Origin of the sequence: Streptomyces canus 299MFChir4.1, assembly GCF_000383615.1 — a bacterium.
GTDB lineage: Bacteria > Actinomycetota > Actinomycetes > Streptomycetales > Streptomycetaceae > Streptomyces > Streptomyces canus_C.
On record NZ_KB911590.1, the window covers coordinates 184555 to 203409 of the forward strand.

The window sequence follows — 18855 nt, forward strand, 5'->3', positions numbered from 1 at the left end:
CGGTGGGGGCTCGGCGCGCAGGTCCCCGCGCCCCTTCGGGGCGCGTTGCGCTTCGGGCCCGCCATGAAAAGGGCCCCGGATGTGGCTGATCAGGGGCCCGGGTGGGAATGCCCCTGCTCCAGGGGGCGTTGATGTGTACGAACACGAGGAGGAGCGGTCACTGTGCTTGATCCGCAGGGTTTGTACACATGGGAGCCCAAGGGCCTCGCCGTTGTCGACATGGCTCTCGCCCAGGAGTCGGCAGGCCTGGTCATGCTCTACCACTTCGACGGATACATCGACGCGGGCGAGACCGGTGACCAGATCGTCGGCCGCCTGCTCGACTCGTTGCCGAACCAGGTCGTGGCGCGTTTCGACCACGACCGGCTCGTGGACTACCGCGCCCGCCGTCCGCTGCTCACCTTCAAGCGCGACCGCTGGACGGAGTACGAGGAGCCCACGATCGACGTGCGGCTCGTCCAGGACGCCACCGGAGCGCCCTTCCTGCTGCTGTCCGGCCCGGAGCCGGACGTGGAGTGGGAGCGCTTCGCCGCCGCCGTCCAGCAGATCGTGGAACGACTCGGCGTCCGGCTGTCCGTGAACTTCCACGGCATCCCCATGGGCGTTCCGCACACCCGCCCCGTGGGCCTCACCCCGCACGGCAACCGCCACGACCTCGTCCCCGGCCACCGCAGCCCCTTCGAGGAGGCCCAGGTGCCCGGCAGCGCCGAAGCCCTGGTCGAGTACCGGCTCATGGAGGCCGGTCACGACGTCCTGGGCGTCGCGGCCCACGTCCCGCACTACATCGCGCGCTCGCCCTACCCGGACGCCGCCCTGACCGTCCTGGAGGCCATCACGGCCGCCACCGGCATGGTCCTGCCCGGCATCGCCCACGCCCTGCGCACCGACGCCCATCGCACCCAGACCGAGATCGACCGCCAGATCCAGGAGGGCGACGAGGACCTCGTGGCCCTGGTCCAGGGTCTCGAGCACCAGTACGACGCGGCGGCCGGCGCGGAGACCAGGGGCAACATGCTCGCCGAGCCCGTGGAGATTCCGTCGGCGGACGAGATCGGGATGGAGTTCGAGCGCTTCCTGGCCGAACGGGAAGGCGACAACTGACCCGCGAGGAGCGTCTAGGCTTCCGGTCATGCTGAACGTGGGCCTGACCGGCGGTATCGGCGCCGGCAAGAGCGAGGTGTCGAAGCTCCTCGTGGAGCACGGCGCCGTCCTGATCGACGCGGACCGCGTCGCGCGCGAGGTGGTCGCGCCCGGTACGCCCGGACTGGCCGCGGTCGTGGACGCCTTCGGCGCGGACGTGCTCGCCGAGGACGGCAGCCTCGACCGCCCCAAGCTGGGCTCCGTCGTCTTCGCCGACCCGGAGCGGCTCGCCGTACTGAACTCGATCGTGCATCCCCTGGTGGGCGCCCGCTCCCGTGAGCTCGAAGCGGCCGCCGCCGAGGACGCCGTCGTCGTCCACGACGTCCCGCTCCTCACGGAGAACGGCCTCGCCCCGCTCTACGACCTGGTGATCGTCGTCGACGCGAGCCCCGAGACCCAGCTCCGCCGGCTCGTCGGGCTGCGCGGCATGACCGAGCAGGACGCACGCGCCCGTATGGCCGCCCAGGCGACGCGCGAGAAGCGCCTGGAGATCGCGGACATCGTGATAGACAACGACGTACCCCTGGATGAACTGCGCCACCGCGTGCGGGACGTATGGGGCGATCTCCTGCGGCGGGCGCGCGCGTCCCGGGCGTCCCAGGAATAGCGTCCCCCGGCCCGGGCGTTGAACCCTTCCAGTGAGGGAAGGACTGAGCCGTGCCCGAGATCAGCGGATCGACCGGACGTACTCCGGAGACGCATGTCATCGACTACCGCGCAGCCGAGCAGTTGCTCTCCGCGCGGGACCCGCGGGGCGCGGTGAAGCTGCTCGACTCCGTCATCGCCGCCCACCCGGAGAACACCGCGGCCCGGCTGCTGCGTGCGCGGGCGTTCTTCGCCGCAGCGCAACTGCGGCCCGCCGAGCTGGAGTTCACCATCGTCCTGGAGCGCGAGCCGGACAACGCCTTCGCGCACTTCGCGCTCGCCCGCACCTACGAGCGGCAGGGACGGTCCGACCAGGCCAGGCGGCACTTCCGGCTGGCGGCCGCGCTGGATCCCAACCCGGAGTTCCTGAAGGCGGCCCGGTTCGACTCCTGAGCGGGCCGGCCCGCTACCTGGGGCGGCTCTCCGGCGGCCGGTACGGCGGGATGTCGGGGCCCGGCTGGTAGTGCGGGCCCTGACGGATGTGCCGGAGGATCATCGTCATGTCGACGGTGATCACCAGCCACAGCACCCCGCAGGCGATCGCCCACCCGGGGCGGCCCGCCAGCGCGAACGCGGCCGTGCCGAAGACCGCCCAGACCAGCCCCCACACGCTCAGCCAGAACCGGGCCCGCAGTGCACTGCGCGCTGTCGTGGGCTCACTGCCTGTACGCATCGGGATCACCACCCCTCTCCTGCAACGTACTCTTCGGAACGAACGTTGACCAAAGGGCCGATGAGGGGGTCGCCGCGTGCTTCCGGATGCCGACGAACTGGCCGAGGTGCTGGTGGAACTCGCCGTACCGCATGAGGACGTCAACGAGCTTGTGCGGATGGGCCGACGGGTCATGGACGACCCGGAGCTGCGGCGGTTCCTGGAACACTCCGTCGACGAACTCGTCCGGGACATGGGCAAGGCCGACGAACCGGTCGTCCTTCCCGAGCTCGACTGGCCCGCCGGCGCCCTCCAACGCTGCTTCCCCGCCTACGTGTTCGTGGCGGCGCTGCCCCACACGCGCGCGTACCACCGCGAGCGCGGCATCCCGGCCGAGGTGTCCCGGCGCACCCTCGCCGACCTCGGGCGGAACATGGCCGTGCACCGCAGGCGGTACGGCAGGGCGGGCGTGGCGTCACCGCGCTGGCTGACCCGGCACTCGCGGGGCGAGCTGTACCAGCTGGGGAGACTCCAGTTCGAGCGGACGCGGTACGGGCCGTGGAACAGCCGGACGCTCGCGGCGGCCGGACTGGACCTCGCGCCCGGCACGCCCTGTCTGAGCCTGCACATTCCCGACTTCCTCGGCCCGCTGTCACCCGAGGCCTGTGACCGCTCGCTGGCCCTGGCCGCCGAGTTCTTCGCCCGGCACTTCGCGGAGGAGCCGCATCGTGCCGCGCTGTGTCATTCCTGGCTGCTGGACCCGCAGTTGAAGGAGTACCTGCCCGCGGACTCCAACATCATCCGGTTCCAGGAGCGTTTCCGGATCGCCCCCGAGGACCCGGAGCCGGAGGACACCGAGCCGGTGCAGTTCGTGTTCGGGGACCCGGAGTTGTCGGTGGAGAGCCTGCCCCGGCGGACGGCGCTGGAGCGGGCCGTGGGCGATCACCTGCGGGCCGGCGGGCACTGGTACATCGGGCACGGCTGGTTTCCCCTGTAGGACGGCGATGAGTTCGGGGCGGGGTGGGGGTCTACCTCTCCGACAGCACCACGGACCGCTTCCCACAGGAGACCCCGATGTCCGAGACCACCGTCCCCGTCACCCACGCCGCCGCTTCCGCCGCCGCCCCTGTCATCGCCGAGTCCACGACCCCCCGCGGCCGCCGGGCCCGGATCGCCCTGCGCACCCTGCAGGTCGTGCTCGCCCTCTTCTACGTGATCGCCAGCGCGCTCCCCAAGCTGATCGCGCACCCCTCGGCCGCCGAGGGCTTCGACAAGATGGGCTGGGGCAGCGCGGGGATGTACACCATCGGCGTCCTCGAACTGGCCGGTGGGATCGCCCTGTTGATCCCGGTGCTGCAGTCGGTGGCGGCCGTGGCGCTGAGCGGGCTGATGGTCGGCGCGTTCGTCGTGCAGCTCACCTACTTCGACGGGGAGAACGCGGCGACTCCGCTCATCCTGATCGTCCCGCTCGCCCTGATCGCCTGGGCCCGGCGGCGGCACAATGCGGACCTGCTGCGGCTGGTGCGACGACGGGCATGATGCGACGACGGGCATGAGGAGAACGGCCCACGGTCAGCGCGGCCTCGCCGCGCTGACCGTGGGTGTTTTCGGTTCGGTGCCGGGTGCCGGGTGCCGGGTGCCCGCTGTCGCTCGGGCGTTCGCTCAGCGCGAGCGTCCACTTCTGTCCGCGTTCCCGGCCTGGTCCGAGCGGCGGGTCCGCTCAGAACGGCGTGCCTTGGCGCCCGAGCCGCCCGAGCCCTCCGGGGCGTCGGGCCCGTCCGGGCTGGTGTCGGCTCCGCCCGGGCCGCTCGGTCCGGCGAAGCGGCCCCGGCGGTTGCCTTCCGTGAGGCCGCGCAGGCGTTCCAGTTCGCGGCGGTCGCGCTTGGTGGGGCGGCCGGCGCCGCGGTCGCGGATACCGGCGGGGGCGACGGCCGTGCGCGGCGGGGGCGGGGGAGAGTTGTCGATGTAGCACTGGACGGCCACGGGGGCGCCGACCCGCTTGCGGATCAGACGCCTGACGACGACGATCCGCTCCCGGCCCTCCTGACGGACGCGCACCTCGTCGCCGACGCGCAGGGAGTGCGCGGGCTTCACCCGCTCGCCGTTCACATGAACATGCCCGCCCCGGCACGCGGTGGCTCCCGCGGAACGGGTCTTGACCAGGCGTACGGACCAGATCCAGCTGTCGATCCGCACGGTCTCGCCGCTCTGCGGCCCGGCGGCCTCCGCGGCGGCGACGGCGGCGGCGATCTTCGGGTCCGGCTCCTGGGAGGCCACGGCACCGGGAGCCGTGGGGCCCATGTCGGCGGCCTTCGCGCCGGGAGCGTCGGCCGTCGTCGCGGCCCGGCCCGCCCCACCGGTCTCGTTGTCGTCCGTAGGTTCCACAGCCATGGCTCCGACCTTAGTACCCGGGACCGCGCACCCCGGCTGGGTTTCCCGGGCGGGGGTGATCGGCAACGCGGTCCGGCCGCCGCCGCCCCGGCCCACCACCCCGGCGGCCTGCCCGTACCGTGGACGCGTGGACGCCCTCGCTGATCTCGACCGCCGGATCTCGGGCTGCCGTGCCTGCCCACGGCTGGTCGACTGGCGGGAGGAGGTGGCCCGGACCAAGCGGGCCGCGTTCGCCGACTGGACGTACTGGGGGCGGCCGGTGCCCGGCTTCGGTCCTGCGGACGCCCGGATGCTGATCGTCGGGCTCGCTCCGGCCGCGCACGGCGGGAACCGTACCGGACGGATGTTCACCGGCGACCGTTCCGGGGACGTGCTGTACCAGGCGCTGTACGACATCGGGCTCGCCTCGCAGCCGACCGCCCTGACCGCGGACGACGGACTGGAGCTGCACGGCGTGCGGATCACCTCGCCCGTGCACTGCGCCCCGCCCGCCAACAAACCCACCCCCGGCGAGCGCGACACCTGCCGGCCCTGGCTGGTCCAGGAGCTGAACCTGCTGCGACCCACACTCCGTACCGTGGTCGTGCTCGGCGCCTTCGGCTGGCAGGCCGCGCTGCCCGCGTTCACGGCGGCCGGCTGGAGCGTGCCCCGGCCGCGACCCGCCTTCGGACACGGGGCGCGCGTCCCGCTCGACGGCCTCGAACTCTTCGGCTGCTTCCACGTCAGCCAGCGCAACACCTTCACCGGCAAGCTCACGCCCGAGATGCTGCGGGACGTACTGCGCACGGCGGCCGAAGCGGCGGGTCTGCGGGGCCGTACCGGCGAAAACGGGACGACGAGGCCGTCGTACGACGGTTAGGGTCGCCGGATGCCTCTCTACCCGGAGATCGAACCGTACGACCAGGGCATGCTCGACGTCGGTGACGGCAACCTCGTGTACTGGGAGACCTGCGGGAACCCGGACGGCAAGCCGGCGGTGGTGCTGCACGGCGGGCCGGGGTCAGGGTGCTCGCCGTGGGCGCGGCGGCTGTTCGACCCCGCCGCGTACCGGATCGTGCTCCTCGACCAGCGGGGCGCCGGGAGGTCGACGCCCCACGCGAGCGCGTACGACACCGACATGAGCGTCAACACGACCCCGCATCTCCTCGCGGACCTGGAGCTGCTGCGGCGGCACCTGGGGATCGAGCGGTGGCTGGTGTGGGGTGTGTCGTTCGGGTCGGTGCTGGGGCTGCGGTACGCGCAGACGCATCCGGAGGCCGTGACGGAGATCGTGCTGACGGGGGTCGCGACCGGGTCCGACGCCGAAGTCGCTCTGCTCACCAGGGGGTTGGGGAAGATTTTCCCCGCGGCCTTCGAACGGTTCGTCGGCGAGTTGCCGGTCGCCGAGCGGGACGGGAACCTCGCCGCCGCGTACAACCGGTTGCTGGAGTCGCCCGACGTGGAGGTCCGTGAGCGGGCGGCGCGGGCCTGGACGGACTGGGAGACGGCGACCATTCCCGCCCCGCCCGGGTCGGTCGAGCGTTTCGAGGACCCGGTGTTCCGCCTGGGCTTCGCCCGTACCGTCACCCACTACTGGGGCAACGGTCACTTCCTCGACGAGGACGGCGTCGTCCTGCGTGACGTGCCCCGGTTGAAGGACATCCCCGGCACCCTCGTCCAGGGCAGCCTCGACTTCGGCAACCTCCTCGGCACCGTCTGGCGGCTCCATCACGCCTGGCCCGGCAGCGAGTTGACGGTGATCGACGAGGCCGGGCACAGCCCTGGGGCCCCCGGATCGGTCGAGGCGATGGTGCGGGCGACGGACCAGTACGCGCGCGGCCGGACCCGTTAGACCATCTCGCCCGTCTCCCCGAACAACTGCCGTACCGTCGACTCGTAGTTGGTCCGCACGTGCGCGAGGGCGTGCGCGCGAGCCCGGTCCGGGTCGCCCGAGGCGATCGCCTCGTACAAGTCGCGGTGTTCGACGAGGAGTTGGGGCCACTCCTCGTTGCGCCGGGTCATCCAGCGCAGCCGTCCCGCAACCGGTTCCAGGGCCTCGACCAGCAGACTGTTGCGGGCCATCGCCACGATGCTGTCGTGCAGACGGCTGTTGACGTCCGTGATGGTCTCCGCGTCGCCCGCCTCGGTCGCGGTCGCCGCGAGGTCGAGGAGCCGCTCCACCTCGGCGAGATCCTCCGGGGTCGCCCGGGCCGCGGCGAGGCCGGCCGCGTACACCTCCAACGCCTCGCGGAGTTCGAAGAGTTCCTTGACGTCGTTCGGGGTCAGCCGCCGTACGACCGTGCGGCGGGGCGTCTCGAAGTGCACGAAGCCCTCGGCGACCAGCGCGCGGATCGCCTCGCGGACCGGCACTCGGGAGACCCCGAAGCGCTCGGCGAGCTCCCGCTCGACCAGTCGGTCGCCCGGCCGCAGTCCGCCCGCGATGATCTCCTGCCGCAGGGTGGCCAGGACGCGTTCGCGGACGGCGCCGAGGGGCTCGGTGTTCGTCGTGGAGCTCATGGGGCCATCTTCTCCGACGCCTGAGCCTTCGTGGACGCCGGAGCTGTTTCACGGAGCCTGGGCTGTTTTACGGAGCCTTAACAAACGCGACATCGGACGGGACTCTTGACGGCGGGACCATGACGGCAGTTTGGTATACCAAAACCGGATGCCAGGCGGCCGCCACCCTCCTGTCCCCGTCCTTGGAGGCCCTGTGTCCCTCGCCGACCGTGCCGAAGTCACCGGCACACCAGCGTTCGTCCCCGATCCCCGGCTCACCAACGAAGACCTCGCGCCCGCGGGCAAGCGGAACTGGAAGGTCTTCGACCTCTTCGCCATGTGGATGTCGGACGTCCACAACCTCGGCAACTACACCTTCGCGGCCGGTCTGCTGGTCCTCGGCATGAACGTGTGGCAGGTCTTCACGTCCCTGCTCGTCGGCTTCGTGCTCATCTACGTCGGCATGAACTGGATGGGGAAGATCGGCCAGCGCCACGGCGTGCCGTTCCCCGTGGTCAGCCGGATCAGCTTCGGTGTGTGGGGCGCCAACATCCCCGCCCTGATCCGCGCCGTGATCGCCATCATGTGGTACGGCATCCAGACCTACCTCGCCTCCGTCGCGGTCAACGTGATGCTGCTGGCCGCCTGGCCCGGCCTGGAGTCCTGGACGCACAGCTCCTTCCTCGGCCTCGACGCGCTCGGCTGGGTCTCCTTCCTGTCGCTGTGGCTGATCCAGGCACTGATCATCAGCCAGGGCATGGAGTCGGTCAGGAAGTTCCAGGACTTCTGCGGACCGGCGATCTGGCTCGTCATGATCGCGCTGGCGGTCTGGGTACTGGCCAAGGCCGGCTGGAGCATCTCGCTCACCAGCACCCCGCACCCGGTCTCGGTCGGCGAGCAGTGGCGGCAGTGGTTCGGCGCGATCGGCCTGATCCTCGCCACCTACGGCACCCTGATGCTCAACTTCTGTGACTTCTCCCGCTTCGCGCCGGACTACAAGACCGTCCGCCGCGGCAACTTCTGGGGCCTGCCCATCAACTCCACGGCCTTCGTGGTCGTCTCCGTGATCGTCACCGCGGGCTCGCTGGAGGTCTGGGGCCAGGCCATCACCGACCCGGCCGAACTGGTCGCCAAGGTCGGCAACACCTGGGTGATGGTTCTGGGCGCGCTCACCTTCGCCGTCGCCACCATGGGTGTCAATATCGTCGCGAACTTCGTCTCACCGGCGTACGACCTCGCCAACGTCTGGCCGCAGAAGATCACCTTCAGGGTCGGCGGCATGATCAGCACGGTCGCCGCGCTGCTCGTGACCCCGTGGAACCTCTTCTCCAACCCCACGGTCGTCAACTACTTCCTCGGCGGCCTCGGCGCCTTCCTCGGCCCGCTGTTCGGCGTGATCATGCTCGACTACTACTGGGTCAAGAAGGGCCGCGTGAACGTCGACGAACTGTTCAAGGCCGAGCCAGGCTCCCGCTACTACTACCGCAAGGGCGTCAACCCGAAGGCACTGTGGGCGTTCCTGCCCGCGGCCGCCGTCGCCGGGGTCCTCGCCCTGGTGAAGACGTTCAGCGACGTGGCCCCGTACTCCTGGTTCATCGGCACGGCGCTCGCGGCCGGCCTGTACGCCCTGCTGTGCCGGAGCGAGCGAGCCGCTCCCGAGATCCCCGAGGCTGTGGAGGTCCGATAGACGTGCGGATCGTCGTCACCAACTGCAACACCACGCAGGAGATGACCGAGGAGATCGTACGAGGTGCCCGGGCCGCGGCAGGCCCGGGCACCACCGTGCTCGGGCTCACCCCCGCCTGGGGTACCGAGTCCGCGGAGGGCTGGCTCGACAGCTACCTCTCCGCGGCGGCGGTCATCGACCTGCTGCGCACGTACGAGGGTCCTTCCTACGACGCCGTCGTCATGGCCGGCTTCGGCGAGCACGGACGGGAGGGCGTCCGGGAGCTGGTGGACGTACCGGTCGTCGACATCACCGAGGCCGCCGCCCATCTGGCCTGTCTGCTCGGCCGGCGCTACGGCGTGGTGACCACGCTGGAGCGGTCCTGCGGGCAGATCGAGGACAGCCTGGAGCTGGCGGGGGTGGGGCGCAACTGTGCCGCCGTCGTCGGGACCGGACTGGGCGTTCTCGACCTGGGGGACGCCGACCGCACAGAGGCCGCCTTCCTCGCGGCGGCCGAGCGGGTACGCGAGGCCGGCGCCGAGGTGCTGGTGCTGGGGTGCGCCGGGATGACCGGACTTCAGCGCACGGTGGGGGAGAAGCTCGGGCTCCCGGTGGTCGACGGGGTGGGCGCCGCGGTGAAGCTGGCGGAGTCGCTGGTGGGGCTGGGGCTGAGCACCAGCCGGGCGGGCGGCTATGCGAAGCCGGTGCCGAAGAGGCGGGTGTGGGGACCGCGGTCGGACTGACCGGGTGCTCAGGGCCGCCAGACGTACCGCACGTCCGGCTCCCGCTCCTCGTTGCCGCTGCCGTCGGTGCGTTCGGCCTCGACGAAGCCGTGGCGTTCGTAGAAGCGGTGGGCCGGCCTGTTGACCTGGAAGGTCCACAGGCTCACACCCTGCGGGCTGCGTTCCTTGGCGAGCGCGACGAACCGGTCGCCGATGCCGCGCCCCCGCCAGTCGGGGTCGAGATACAGCTGGGACAGCAGATCACCGGCGAGGACCATGAGGCCCACGACCTGTTCCTCCGCGACAGCCACCCACGTCTGCCGCGAGGGCACCACCACGTCCCGGATGTAGGCGCGCACCTCGTCGTCGGACCGGGGCCGTACGACCGTCGGCAACGCGGCGGTGAAGGAGCGCAGATAGACGTCGGCCGTGGCGGAGGCGTCGCAGGCCGTGGCCCTTCGGATGACGACCGCGCTCACCGTGAGGCCCTCTCCGGTACGACGGCCGTGGCCGTGATCTCCACCAGCTGGCCCGTGTAGCCGAGGCAGGCGACCCCGATCAGCGTCGACGAGTGCGGACCGGCGCTCAGTTCGGACGCCTCGACGACCTCCCACACGGCGGACAGCACCGCGGGCTCGCTGCTCACGACATGCACATCGGTCGCCAGCACGTGCTCCAAGTCGCTGCCGACCGCGTGCAGTTGCTCCCGCAGGTTCGCGATCACCTGCTCGGCCTGCCGCGCGGGGTCCCCCTCACCCACGAGGTTCCCCTCGGCGTCCAGCGGAACGGACCCGGCGAGCAACGCGAGCCTGGTGCCGGCCTCGACGACGGAGGCGTGGGAGTAGGTCGGCGGCGGGAAGAGGGCCGGGGCGGTGACGCGCTGGATCACGTGGACTCCTGTGGCGGACGGCGGACGGCGGACGGTGGACGGCGTAGGGCGGACAACCTTTCGATCATCGGGGGCCGGAGGTCGGGACCGCACCTGAATTTCCGCTAGTCAGCTGTGCCCGGGCAGTCGCCGGCCGCGTAATTCCGTGGAGGGGACGGCGCCGGTCTCCGTACGCTGCGCCCATGCCCCCCACCCTCCCCGACGCCGGCTTCCTGGACGCCACCGCGGACCGTCTCGCCGCCCTCCCCACCGTCCGCGCCGTGGCGCTCGGCGGCTCCCGTGCCCAGGGCACCGCACGACCGGACAGCGACTGGGACCTGGCGGTCTACTACCGGGGTGCCTTCGACCCGGCCGATCTTCGAGCCGTCGGCTGGGCGGGCGAGGTGTCCGAGGTCGGCGGCTGGGGCGGCGGGGTGTTCAACGGGGGCGCCTGGCTGACGATCGACGGGCGGCGGGTCGACGTCCACTACCGGGATCTCGACGTGGTGGAAAGGGAGTTGGCCGAGGCGGAGGAAGGACGCTTCCGGGTGGAGCCCCTGCTCTTCCACCTGGCCGGTATCCCCACCTACCTGATCGTGGCCGAACTCGCCGTCAACCAGGTCCTCAGGGGCGACCTGCCCCGTCCGGCGGCGTACCCGGCGAAGCTCCGCACTTGCGCCGCCGCCCGTTGGCGGGACACCGCCCACCTCACCCTCGCCTACACCGAGGCCAACCACGCCCCGGTCGGCCGCCTCACCGAGACGGCCGGCGGCCTCGCCACGGCCGCCGTGCAGATGGGGCACTCGGTGCTGGCGGCGCGAGGGGAGTGGGTGACCAACGAGAAGCGGTTGCTGGAGCGGGCCGGACTGCGGGACATCGACCGGATCGTCGAGTCCCTGACGGCCGCACCCGGGTCGGCCGTCCGCGCGGCCGCGGAGGTGCGGGAGCTGTTCGACAGCGCGGGCTGAGCGGCCGTAGGACCGCCGCCGTCCCACCTTCCCGGGTTGCGTTCATAAAGAACGTGGCTTTTGCATGCATCGTCACATGTGGGTAACACAAGCGTCCCGGACCCTCCAAGAACGCGCTCTACCGTGGAGAACACAACCCACCGCCCGGCCACCGTCGCCCGTAGGCACACCCCCGCCTCGTCCAGACGACAGGAGCCCCGTGTCACTCGCCCCACCGCCCTGGCTCGCTCATGCTCTCCGTGCTCAGCGGGGGCCGATTCCCTGGAGTGCCGTGGTGCGCGGGGCCCTGTCCGCCGGGCCCCTTCTGCTGGCCGGAGTGCTCGCCGACCGCACCTCCCTCGGTGTCGTCGCCGCCATCGCCGCCATGCTGGCCGGGATCAACGACCGGCCCGGGAGCCGGCGGGTCTCGGTGAAGAGGATCGGGGTGCCCGCGCTCGCGGGCGCGGTCGGGATGGTCGTCGGGACGTACGCGGGGGAGTACATGGGGGCCGTGGCTCTCACCGTTCTGCTCACCTTCGTCGGGCTCGTCGCCGGCGGTGTCAGCGCCGTCGGGCCCGTCGCCTCCGGGGCCGGTACGCAGTTGCTCGTCGCGTCGGCGATCGGAGCGGGCATGCCGCTGCCTTTGGAGGGGTGGCTGCGGGCCGTCGCCTTTCTCGGCGGGGCCTGCTGGCTGCTCGCGCTGCGGCTCGCGCTGCCCACGCCCGGCGCCCTCGCCGGGGACTTCCGGTTCGACGGCGAGCGGGAGGCGGTCGCCGCGGTGTACGAGGCCGTCGCCGACCTGCTCGACGCCGTGGGCACCGAGCACGCCACCGCCCGCCGTGTCGCGCTCACCGCCGCTCTCGATCACGCACAGGACGCGCTCACCGGGCCCCGGCTGCGGCGGTACGCCGGCTCGGCCGCCGAGCGGCGGCTGCACGCGCAGTACGCGGCCGCGCTACCGCTCGCCGAGGCGGCCACCGCGCTCGCCTGGGCGGAGGAAGCGGTGCCCGGACGGGCCTCCGCCGGGCCCCGGCGGCTCGCCGCCGCCGTACGGGAGAACACGCACACCGGGCCGTTGCCCGCGCCCAACCGGTCCGGGCCCGCGCTGCGGGCGCTCGACGACGCCCTGCTGCGGGCCGCCGAGGCGTTCGACCGCGGGCGGGGCGAGAACCTGCACACGCGCCGGCTCACCGCCCGGGACCTGCTGCGGTCCGTTTTCGGGGCCGGCGGGCGGGAGTACGGGCTGCGGGTCGCCCTCTGCTTCGGGGCCAGCGCCGGCGTGGCCCAGGCCCTGCACCACTCCCACTGGTACGGGGAGCACGCGCACTGGTACTGGCTGCCCGCCACCGCCGTCTTCCTCGTCAAGCCCGACCTCGGACCGCTCGCCTCCCGGGTGCTGTGCCGGGCCGCCGGGACCGTCCTGGGCGCGCTGGTCTTCGCCGGTTTCGCCCTCGTGCTGCCGCGGCCCGAAGGGCTCATCGCGCTCGTCGCCGTCAGCGGGGCCCTCATTCCGGTGGCCACCCGGCACTTCGCCGCGCAGACCGCGGTCGTCACGGTCCTCGTGCTGGCGCTCGTGATGGTCGGCGGCGAGCCCCAGGCCTCCGTCGGCCGCATCACCGAGACCCTGCTCGCCTGCGCCATCGTGCTGATCGTCGGGCATCTGCCGATGCCGGGGCAGCGGGGCGGGGGAGTACGGTCCCGGCTCGCTGCGGCGGGCGGGGCGGCGCAGGAGTACCTCGCGCATGTGCTGCGGGAGACCGAGCGGCCTCTTCTACGGAAGACCGAGCGGCCCCTTGTACGGGAGACACCGCGGCCGGTTCCACGGGAGGCACCGCGGCCCGCCCCACGAGGCGCCGAGTCCGCCGTACGGGACATCCGCACCGAGGGCACGTCCACGGAGGACACCCGCGCCCTGCGCTGGACCCTGCGCCGCGAGGCCTACCGCGCACTCGCCGAGGCACGTACCGCCATCGCCCACGCCGCCGCCGAACTCCCCGCGCTGGCCCGGCACTCGGAGGGTGCCGACGAGATCGTCGCCGTGCTCGAACGGATCGTCGACACGACCACCGCGTGCGCCGTCCACGTCGACGACTCCGGGCGGCTCACCCCCGAACAGGTCCACCGGCTCACCGAACTCCTCGACGAACTCGGCCGACTCGACGAGGGGCAGGGGCGGGTGGAGATCCGGCTGCCCGAAGTGAACCTCGCCGGTTAGGAGTCACACCCGCACCCACACCGGGGCGTGGTCCGACCCGGGTGTTCCCACCCGCTTGACCGGATCCTGGTCCACCGACGGCAGAACGAGCGCGTCGTCCCGCTGCTCGGGCAACCCCGTTCCCGCCTCCGCGATGCGGCGGGCAAGACGGTGACTCACCAGGATGTGGTCGATCAGTTCGGGGCGTCCGAAGCTGACCCGGGAGAAGCGGCGCTTCTCGGGTATGCACGGGGCTATGTCCCACAGCCGGAACGGATCGCCCAGGTCGGACTTGTGGAACGCCTGCGGCCTGTCGAGCTCGGAGCCGGGCGGGCCGAGCAGGATCTGGGTGGTGGCGGCGTTCACCACGTCGTTCATGTCGCCGAGGACGATCACGTCCCGTTCGGTCCCGGCGCCTTCGAGCAGGAAGTCCGCGAGGGCGCGCAGGGTCGTCGCCTCGGCCGCCCGCCGGTAGAGGGCGTAGGCGCCGAACCGGGCCCGTTCGGCCTCGTCGTGCGGCTGGAAGCGGCTCTTGCCGCCGGATCCCGGATACGACAGCAGCTTCGACTTGAGATGGGCGACCGCCACGTGCAGCACCCCGTCCCCGGTGTCGGTCTCCACCGCGAGGAAGCCGCGGCTGGTCTCCCGGTCGTGCGGGTCCGGCTCGGTGCCGTCGTCACCCTGCACGGGGCGCAGCTTGTCCGCGAACGCATGGGTGTCCCGCCGTATCCGCAGGAGAGTACGGCTCAGGAAGCCGACGCGGATGCCCCTGTGGTCCGCGTGCCGGGACAGTGCGATGTGCCACTGCCCGCCTATGGCCTTGGCCAGGTCGGCGAGCGTCTCCTCCTGCCTGACCTCCTGGACGCCCAGCAGGTCCGGGTCGAGCGCGGTGATCACGGAGGCGAGGGCCTCCACTTTCGCCTCGTACTCGGCCTCGGTCCTGGGGGCGCCGTCGCCGCTGCGCGGCAGCATCAGATTCTCCAGGTTCCAGGTGCCGACGAGCATGCCCAACCCCTTCCGGAAGGCGTACGACGGGCGGTGGTGAGGCCAGGGTGCCTGCTCCCGCGCCGCCGCGACAGAGCGGCGACGGGATGCGCGGTCCACCCACTGCGAGGGCACGACCGCGTCGTACGGTGCCTGTATGACGCCTTCTCCCGCAGGTCTCGTCATCACCCGGTGCACGGTCCTCACACACGACGATCAAGAGCGGGTCGGGTTCGTCGAGGACGCGGCGATCGTCGTACGGGACGGTGTCATCGCGTCGGTGACGAGCAGTGCGCAGGCGGCGGAGCTGCCCGCGGTGGAGCGCATCGACGCGCGGGGGCAGATCGCCCTTCCCGGGCTCGTCAACTGCCACACCCACGCGCCCATGGTCGCCCTGCGCGGGATCGCCGAGGACCTGCCGACGGAGGAGTGGTTCAACGACGTCGTCTGGCCGATCGAGTCCAACCTCACCGAGAAGGACGTGGAGTTGGGGGCCTGGCTCGCCTGCGCCGAGATGATCCGGGGCGGGGTCACCTGCTTCGCCGACCACTACTTCTCGATGGACGCCGTCGCCGCGGTCGTCGGGGAGTGCGGGATCCGGGCGCACCTCGGGCAGGCGTACTTCTCCTCGCAGGGTCCCCAAGGGCGGGAGGATTCCCTGGGGTTCGCGCTACGGCATCGCGGCGGTGCCGGTGGCCGCATCACCACCGCCCTCGCCCCGCACGCGCCCTACACGGTCGACGACACCGACCTCGCCGCGACCGCCTCGCTGGCCCGGGAGCACGGGCTCCCCGTCCATCTCCACGCCTCCGAGAACCGTGACCAGGCCGAGGCGAGCCTCGCCCGGCACGCTGTCACGCCCATCGAGGTGCTGCGGCGCACCGGGATCCTCGACACGGACGTCCTGATCGCGCACGGCAGCGGCATCCTCGACCGCGACCTGCCGATCCTCTCAAGTGCGTCCGGTCGTACGGCCGTTGCCACCGCACCGCGCGGCTACCTCAAGTTCGCCTGGCCCACCACCACGCCCGTCCGCGCCCTGCACGACCTCGGCATCCCCGTGGGACTCGCCACGGACGGGGCCGCCTCCAACAACTCCCTCGACGTGTGGGAGTCGATGGCGCTCACCGCGCTGATCCAGAAATCCACCACCGGCGACCCGCGCTGGCTGACATCCCGTCAGGCCCTGCACCACGCAAGCCTCCAGAGCGCCCGCGCGGTCGGACTCGGGGACACCGTCGGCAGTATCGCGCCCGGCCGCCGCGCCGACATCGTCCTGGTCGACCTCACCGGCCCGCACACCCAGCCCGTCCACGACCTCGCCGCGACCCTCGTCCACAGCGCCCGCTCCTCAGACGTCCGCACGACGATCGTCGACGGCCGTGTGCTGATGCGGGACCGGGAGCTGCTGACCCTCGATGTGGACGCGGTCGTAAGGGAGTTGGGGGAGCGGATGCCGGCGCTGCTGGACCGGAGTCACGGTCGGCGGATCCAGTCGTACGACGTCTGAAATCCAGTCGAGGAAAGGCGCTTTGGCGCCAACCGTCGGTGATCGGGCCGTCGCGTGAGGTGGTTTCACGCTACAGATGAAAGCCGGGACATGCCTGTCTGACGGGGAGGGCCGGCAGGTGGAACTGACGATCAACGTCGCGGTGTTGCTCGCTGTCATCGTCTTCGTGCGGATTCGCCGCCGGGTGCAGGCCCGAAGCCGCTCCGACCAGTGGCTGACCGTGGCCGTCGTGCTCGTCCTCGGCATCCTGGTCGCTCCGACCGCCTTCGGTCAGGGGGTCCTGGACGTCGTGGGCCAACTCGCCCAGGGCGTCACCGAGTCGGGCAGTCCATGATCTCCGCGCCGCTAGGCTGACGCCCATGGACCCAGCCGACGGCCTCCTCGACCACCCCTACGACGTGTACCGGCGCCTGCGCGACACCGCGCCGGTGCACCGGATCGCCGGGCCCGACGGGACGCCGGCCTGGATCGTCACGCGGTACGACGACGTGCGGGCGGCTCTCGCCGATCCACGGCTGTCGCTGGACAAGAGGCACGCCACGGCGGGGACGTACAAGGGGTTCTCGCTGCCGCCCGCTCTGGACGCCAACCTGCTCAACATGGATCCGCCCGACCACACCCGGATCCGGCGACTGGTCGGACGGGCCTTCACCCCGCGTCGGATCGAGCGGTTGCGGGGGCCGATCCGGAACACCGCCGACCGGCTCCTCGACGCGCTCGGCGACGACGGCACGACCGACCTCATCGCCTCCTACGCCGCGCCCCTCCCGATCACGGTCATCTGCGACCTGCTCGGCATCCCGGACGAGCACCGGCTCGACTTCCGGGTATGGACCGACACCCTCGTCGCCCCGGACCCCGCGGCGGGACCCGGGGCCGCCAAGGAAGCGGTCGTGGCGATGCTCGGCTACTTCACCCGGCTGCTCGCCGACAAGCGCCGGGACCCCGCCGACGACCTGCTCTCCGACCTGATCGCCGTCCGCGACGAGGGCGACCGGCTCAGCGAGGACGAGCTGATGTCACTGGCCTTCCTCATCCTCTTCGCCGGGTACGAGAACACCGTGCAGCTGATCGGGAACGCGGCCCTGGCCCTGTTCCAGCACCCCGAACAGCTCACCGCCCTCCGCGAGGACCCGTCTCTGCTGCCGGCGGCTGTCGAGGAGTTCCTTCGCTACGAGGGCCCCGCCCTGCTGGCCATCCGCCGCTTCCCCGTCGAGGACGTCACCCTCGGCGGGGTCACGATTCCGGCGGGCGAGACGGTCTGGGTCTCCCCGTCCGCCGCCAACCGCGACCCCGCCCGCTTTCCCGACCCCGACCGCCTCGACCTGGACCGCCCCGACGCCTCCGGCCACCTCTCCCTCGGCCACGGCATCCACTACTGCCTGGGCGCCCCGCTGGCCCGCGCCGAGACCGAGATCGCCCTGGCCGCGCTGCTGGAACGCTTCCCGGACCTCGCCCTCGCCGACCCCGCCCCGAGATGGCGCGCCTCCCTGCGCGCCCGTGGGCTGCTCGCGCTGCGGGTGTCGTACGGAAGGAATCTCCCGCACGACCGATGAGTTCCGCCCCTCCCCACGGTCACCACCCCGAACGGACCGTTGCACAGGAGGGACCCCATGGCGCTTCCGGAGATCGTCTCGCGGGAAGAATGGCGCGCGGCGCGCGAGGAGTTGCTGGTCAGCGAGAAGGCGATCACGCGTGCGCGGGACGCCCTCAACGCCGAGCGGCGCAGACTGCCCATGGTCGAGGTGGCGGAGGAGTACCTCTTCGAGGGCGGCGACGGCAAGGCCACCCTGCTCGACCTCTTCGAGGGGCGCGGCCAGCTCGTCGTCTACCACTTCATGTTCGCGCCGGAGTGGGACGCGGGCTGCCGCAGCTGCTCCGCGTTCCTGGACCAGATCGGGCACCTGGCCCATCTGAAGGCACGGGGGACGACGTTCGCGGCCGTGTCGAGAGCGCCGTATACGAAAATCCTGCCGTTCAAGGCGCGGATGGGATGGACCGTGCCCTGGTACTCCTCGTACGGCGGCGACTTCAACCGCGACTTCGAGGCCACCCTGGAGATCGACGGGGAGCCGGCCGAGCGGCCCGGCATCAGCTGCTTCCTGCGCGACCGCGACCAGGTCTTTCACACCTACTCGACCTATGAACGCGGTCTCGACGGACTCGGCTCGACCACCAGCCTCCTCGATCTCACCGCGCTGGGCCGGCAGGAGGAGTGGGAGGAGCCCAAGGGGCGCGCGTCCGCTCTGGGTGCGCCCGCAGGCAGTGTGCGCATGCGTTATCACGATGAGTATGAGGACTGACACAAGGAGCGATGAAAGTGACCGCTGAGTAATCGAACTCTCACGCTTCGCGCTGAACGCGTGTCAACTACGTCTCAGTACGGCAACTCACCGAGGCTTTCTGGGCCCGGAAGGCGTTAACTCCTACAAGCGCTCCATGGGTGAGTGCAACGCTTTCTGGAGGTGCAGGGTGGTGAACGGGCGAACAGTGCTCGAACGCTTTCCCGCTGGCGGGCCGCGTGGATCGTGGCCGGCGGAGGAGTTCGCGCAGGCGAGGCGTCTTGAGGGACTGCCGGCGGAGGTCGTCATGGACCTCGCGTCCGACACGTTCCTGGTGATCGTCCGCAGTGGAGAGACGGTGGCAGACGTCCTCGCATGA

At 71.6% G+C, this 18855-nt stretch carries 22 protein-coding genes; 16 read left to right on the plus strand and 6 right to left on the minus strand.

Features of this window, described 5'->3' with window-relative positions; translation table 11 throughout:
- The first annotated feature begins 162 nt into the window (after positions 1 to 162).
- From H293_RS0122035 to H293_RS0122045, 3 genes are read left to right on the plus strand one after another with little or no spacing between them, the layout of a single operon-like run.
- A complete protein-coding gene (locus H293_RS0122035) occupies positions 163 to 1101 on the plus strand; it encodes a PAC2 family protein (RefSeq protein WP_028808082.1) in 939 nt (312 codons plus the stop codon).
- Positions 1102 to 1129: 28 nt separating this feature from the next.
- A complete protein-coding gene (coaE, locus tag H293_RS0122040) occupies positions 1130 to 1747 on the plus strand; it encodes a dephospho-CoA kinase (protein WP_020120011.1) in 618 nt (205 codons plus the stop codon).
- A gap of 50 nt (positions 1748 to 1797) precedes the next feature.
- The gene (locus H293_RS0122045) at positions 1798 to 2178 is read left to right on the plus strand and encodes a tetratricopeptide repeat protein (protein ID WP_007381308.1); all 381 of its coding nucleotides are present in this window, start codon (positions 1798 to 1800) and stop codon (positions 2176 to 2178) included.
- A 13-nt stretch (positions 2179 to 2191) separates the two neighbouring features.
- On the opposite strand, the gene H293_RS0122050 is transcribed toward H293_RS0122045, so the two are convergent.
- Positions 2192 to 2458 carry a DUF6343 family protein gene (locus H293_RS0122050; RefSeq protein WP_199790185.1) on the minus strand — a complete coding sequence of 89 codons (267 nt, stop codon included), beginning with the start codon at positions 2456 to 2458 and terminating at the stop codon, positions 2192 to 2194.
- Positions 2459 to 2534: 76 nt separating this feature from the next.
- Between H293_RS0122050 and H293_RS0122055 the strand changes: the two genes are divergently transcribed.
- Entirely contained in the window at positions 2535 to 3434 is a 900-nt protein-coding gene (locus tag H293_RS0122055; RefSeq protein WP_020120013.1) for an acyltransferase domain-containing protein, read from the plus strand.
- 77 nt (positions 3435 to 3511) lie between these two features.
- Positions 3512 to 3976, plus strand: a complete 465-nt coding sequence (locus H293_RS0122060; protein WP_028808083.1) for a DoxX family protein — start codon at positions 3512 to 3514, stop codon at positions 3974 to 3976.
- A gap of 123 nt (positions 3977 to 4099) precedes the next feature.
- Here H293_RS0122060 and H293_RS0122065 read toward each other — a convergent pair whose 3' ends face one another.
- Complete coding sequence (locus H293_RS0122065; protein ID WP_020120015.1) at positions 4100 to 4828, minus strand: S4 domain-containing protein; 729 nt, start codon at positions 4826 to 4828, stop codon at positions 4100 to 4102.
- Between the two features lie 127 nt (positions 4829 to 4955).
- Between H293_RS0122065 and H293_RS0122070 the strand changes: the two genes are divergently transcribed.
- Entirely contained in the window at positions 4956 to 5687 is a 732-nt protein-coding gene (locus tag H293_RS0122070) for a uracil-DNA glycosylase (protein WP_033415573.1), read from the plus strand.
- Positions 5688 to 5696: 9 nt separating this feature from the next.
- Entirely contained in the window at positions 5697 to 6659 is a 963-nt protein-coding gene (gene pip / locus H293_RS0122075; protein WP_020120017.1) for a prolyl aminopeptidase, read from the plus strand.
- Here pip and H293_RS0122080 read toward each other — a convergent pair.
- On the minus strand, positions 6656 to 7324 hold the full coding sequence (locus tag H293_RS0122080) for a GntR family transcriptional regulator (RefSeq protein ID WP_020120018.1): 669 nt from the start codon (positions 7322 to 7324) through the stop codon (positions 6656 to 6658). The genes pip and H293_RS0122080 overlap by 4 nt on opposite strands.
- 193 nt (positions 7325 to 7517) lie before the next feature.
- Here H293_RS0122080 and H293_RS0122085 point away from each other — a divergent pair, with 193 nt between their 5' ends.
- Both H293_RS0122085 and H293_RS0122090 read left to right on the plus strand, forming a co-directional pair.
- Positions 7518 to 8990: an NCS1 family nucleobase:cation symporter-1 gene (locus tag H293_RS0122085; protein WP_020120019.1), complete on the plus strand. Its 1473-nt coding sequence runs from the start codon at positions 7518 to 7520 to the stop codon at positions 8988 to 8990.
- Positions 8991 to 8992: 2 nt separating this feature from the next.
- Positions 8993 to 9712: an aspartate/glutamate racemase family protein gene (locus H293_RS0122090; RefSeq protein ID WP_020120020.1), complete on the plus strand. Its 720-nt coding sequence runs from the start codon at positions 8993 to 8995 to the stop codon at positions 9710 to 9712.
- Positions 9713 to 9720: 8 nt separating this feature from the next.
- On the opposite strand, the gene H293_RS0122095 is transcribed toward H293_RS0122090, so the two are convergent.
- Entirely contained in the window at positions 9721 to 10170 is a 450-nt protein-coding gene (locus tag H293_RS0122095) for a GNAT family N-acetyltransferase (RefSeq protein WP_020120021.1), read from the minus strand.
- Positions 10167 to 10580 (minus strand): RidA family protein, encoded by a 414-nt coding sequence (locus H293_RS0122100; RefSeq protein WP_020120022.1) that lies wholly within the window; start codon positions 10578 to 10580, stop codon positions 10167 to 10169. Before H293_RS0122100 ends, H293_RS0122095 begins: the two co-directional genes overlap by 4 nt.
- A 182-nt stretch (positions 10581 to 10762) precedes the next feature.
- Here H293_RS0122100 and H293_RS0122105 point away from each other — a divergent pair, with 182 nt between their 5' ends.
- Positions 10763 to 11527, plus strand: coding sequence for a nucleotidyltransferase domain-containing protein (locus H293_RS0122105; protein WP_020120023.1), 765 nt, complete (start codon positions 10763 to 10765; stop codon positions 11525 to 11527).
- Positions 11528 to 11726: 199 nt separating this feature from the next.
- The gene (locus H293_RS0122110; RefSeq protein WP_028808085.1) at positions 11727 to 13721 is read left to right on the plus strand and encodes an FUSC family protein; all 1995 of its coding nucleotides are present in this window, start codon (positions 11727 to 11729) and stop codon (positions 13719 to 13721) included.
- Positions 13722 to 13724: 3 nt separating this feature from the next.
- On the opposite strand, the gene H293_RS0122115 is transcribed toward H293_RS0122110, so the two are convergent.
- Complete coding sequence (locus tag H293_RS0122115; protein WP_020120025.1) at positions 13725 to 14705, minus strand: endonuclease/exonuclease/phosphatase family protein; 981 nt, start codon at positions 14703 to 14705, stop codon at positions 13725 to 13727.
- A gap of 136 nt (positions 14706 to 14841) precedes the next feature.
- Between H293_RS0122115 and H293_RS0122120 the strand changes: the two genes are divergently transcribed.
- The 5 genes from H293_RS0122120 (at position 14842) to H293_RS55025 (ending at position 18855) form a co-directional block, all read left to right on the plus strand.
- A complete protein-coding gene (locus tag H293_RS0122120) occupies positions 14842 to 16194 on the plus strand; it encodes an amidohydrolase (protein WP_020120026.1) in 1353 nt (450 codons plus the stop codon).
- A 118-nt stretch (positions 16195 to 16312) separates the two neighbouring features.
- Entirely contained in the window at positions 16313 to 16528 is a 216-nt protein-coding gene (locus H293_RS0122125; RefSeq protein ID WP_020120027.1) for a hypothetical protein, read from the plus strand.
- A gap of 25 nt (positions 16529 to 16553) precedes the next feature.
- Positions 16554 to 17750: a cytochrome P450 family protein gene (locus H293_RS0122130; RefSeq protein ID WP_020120028.1), complete on the plus strand. Its 1197-nt coding sequence runs from the start codon at positions 16554 to 16556 to the stop codon at positions 17748 to 17750.
- A gap of 57 nt (positions 17751 to 17807) precedes the next feature.
- The gene (locus tag H293_RS0122135; RefSeq protein ID WP_020120029.1) at positions 17808 to 18497 is read left to right on the plus strand and encodes a DUF899 domain-containing protein; all 690 of its coding nucleotides are present in this window, start codon (positions 17808 to 17810) and stop codon (positions 18495 to 18497) included.
- Between the two features lie 172 nt (positions 18498 to 18669).
- Positions 18670 to 18855 carry a hypothetical protein gene (locus H293_RS55025; RefSeq protein WP_028808086.1) on the plus strand — a complete coding sequence of 62 codons (186 nt, stop codon included), beginning with the start codon at positions 18670 to 18672 and terminating at the stop codon, positions 18853 to 18855.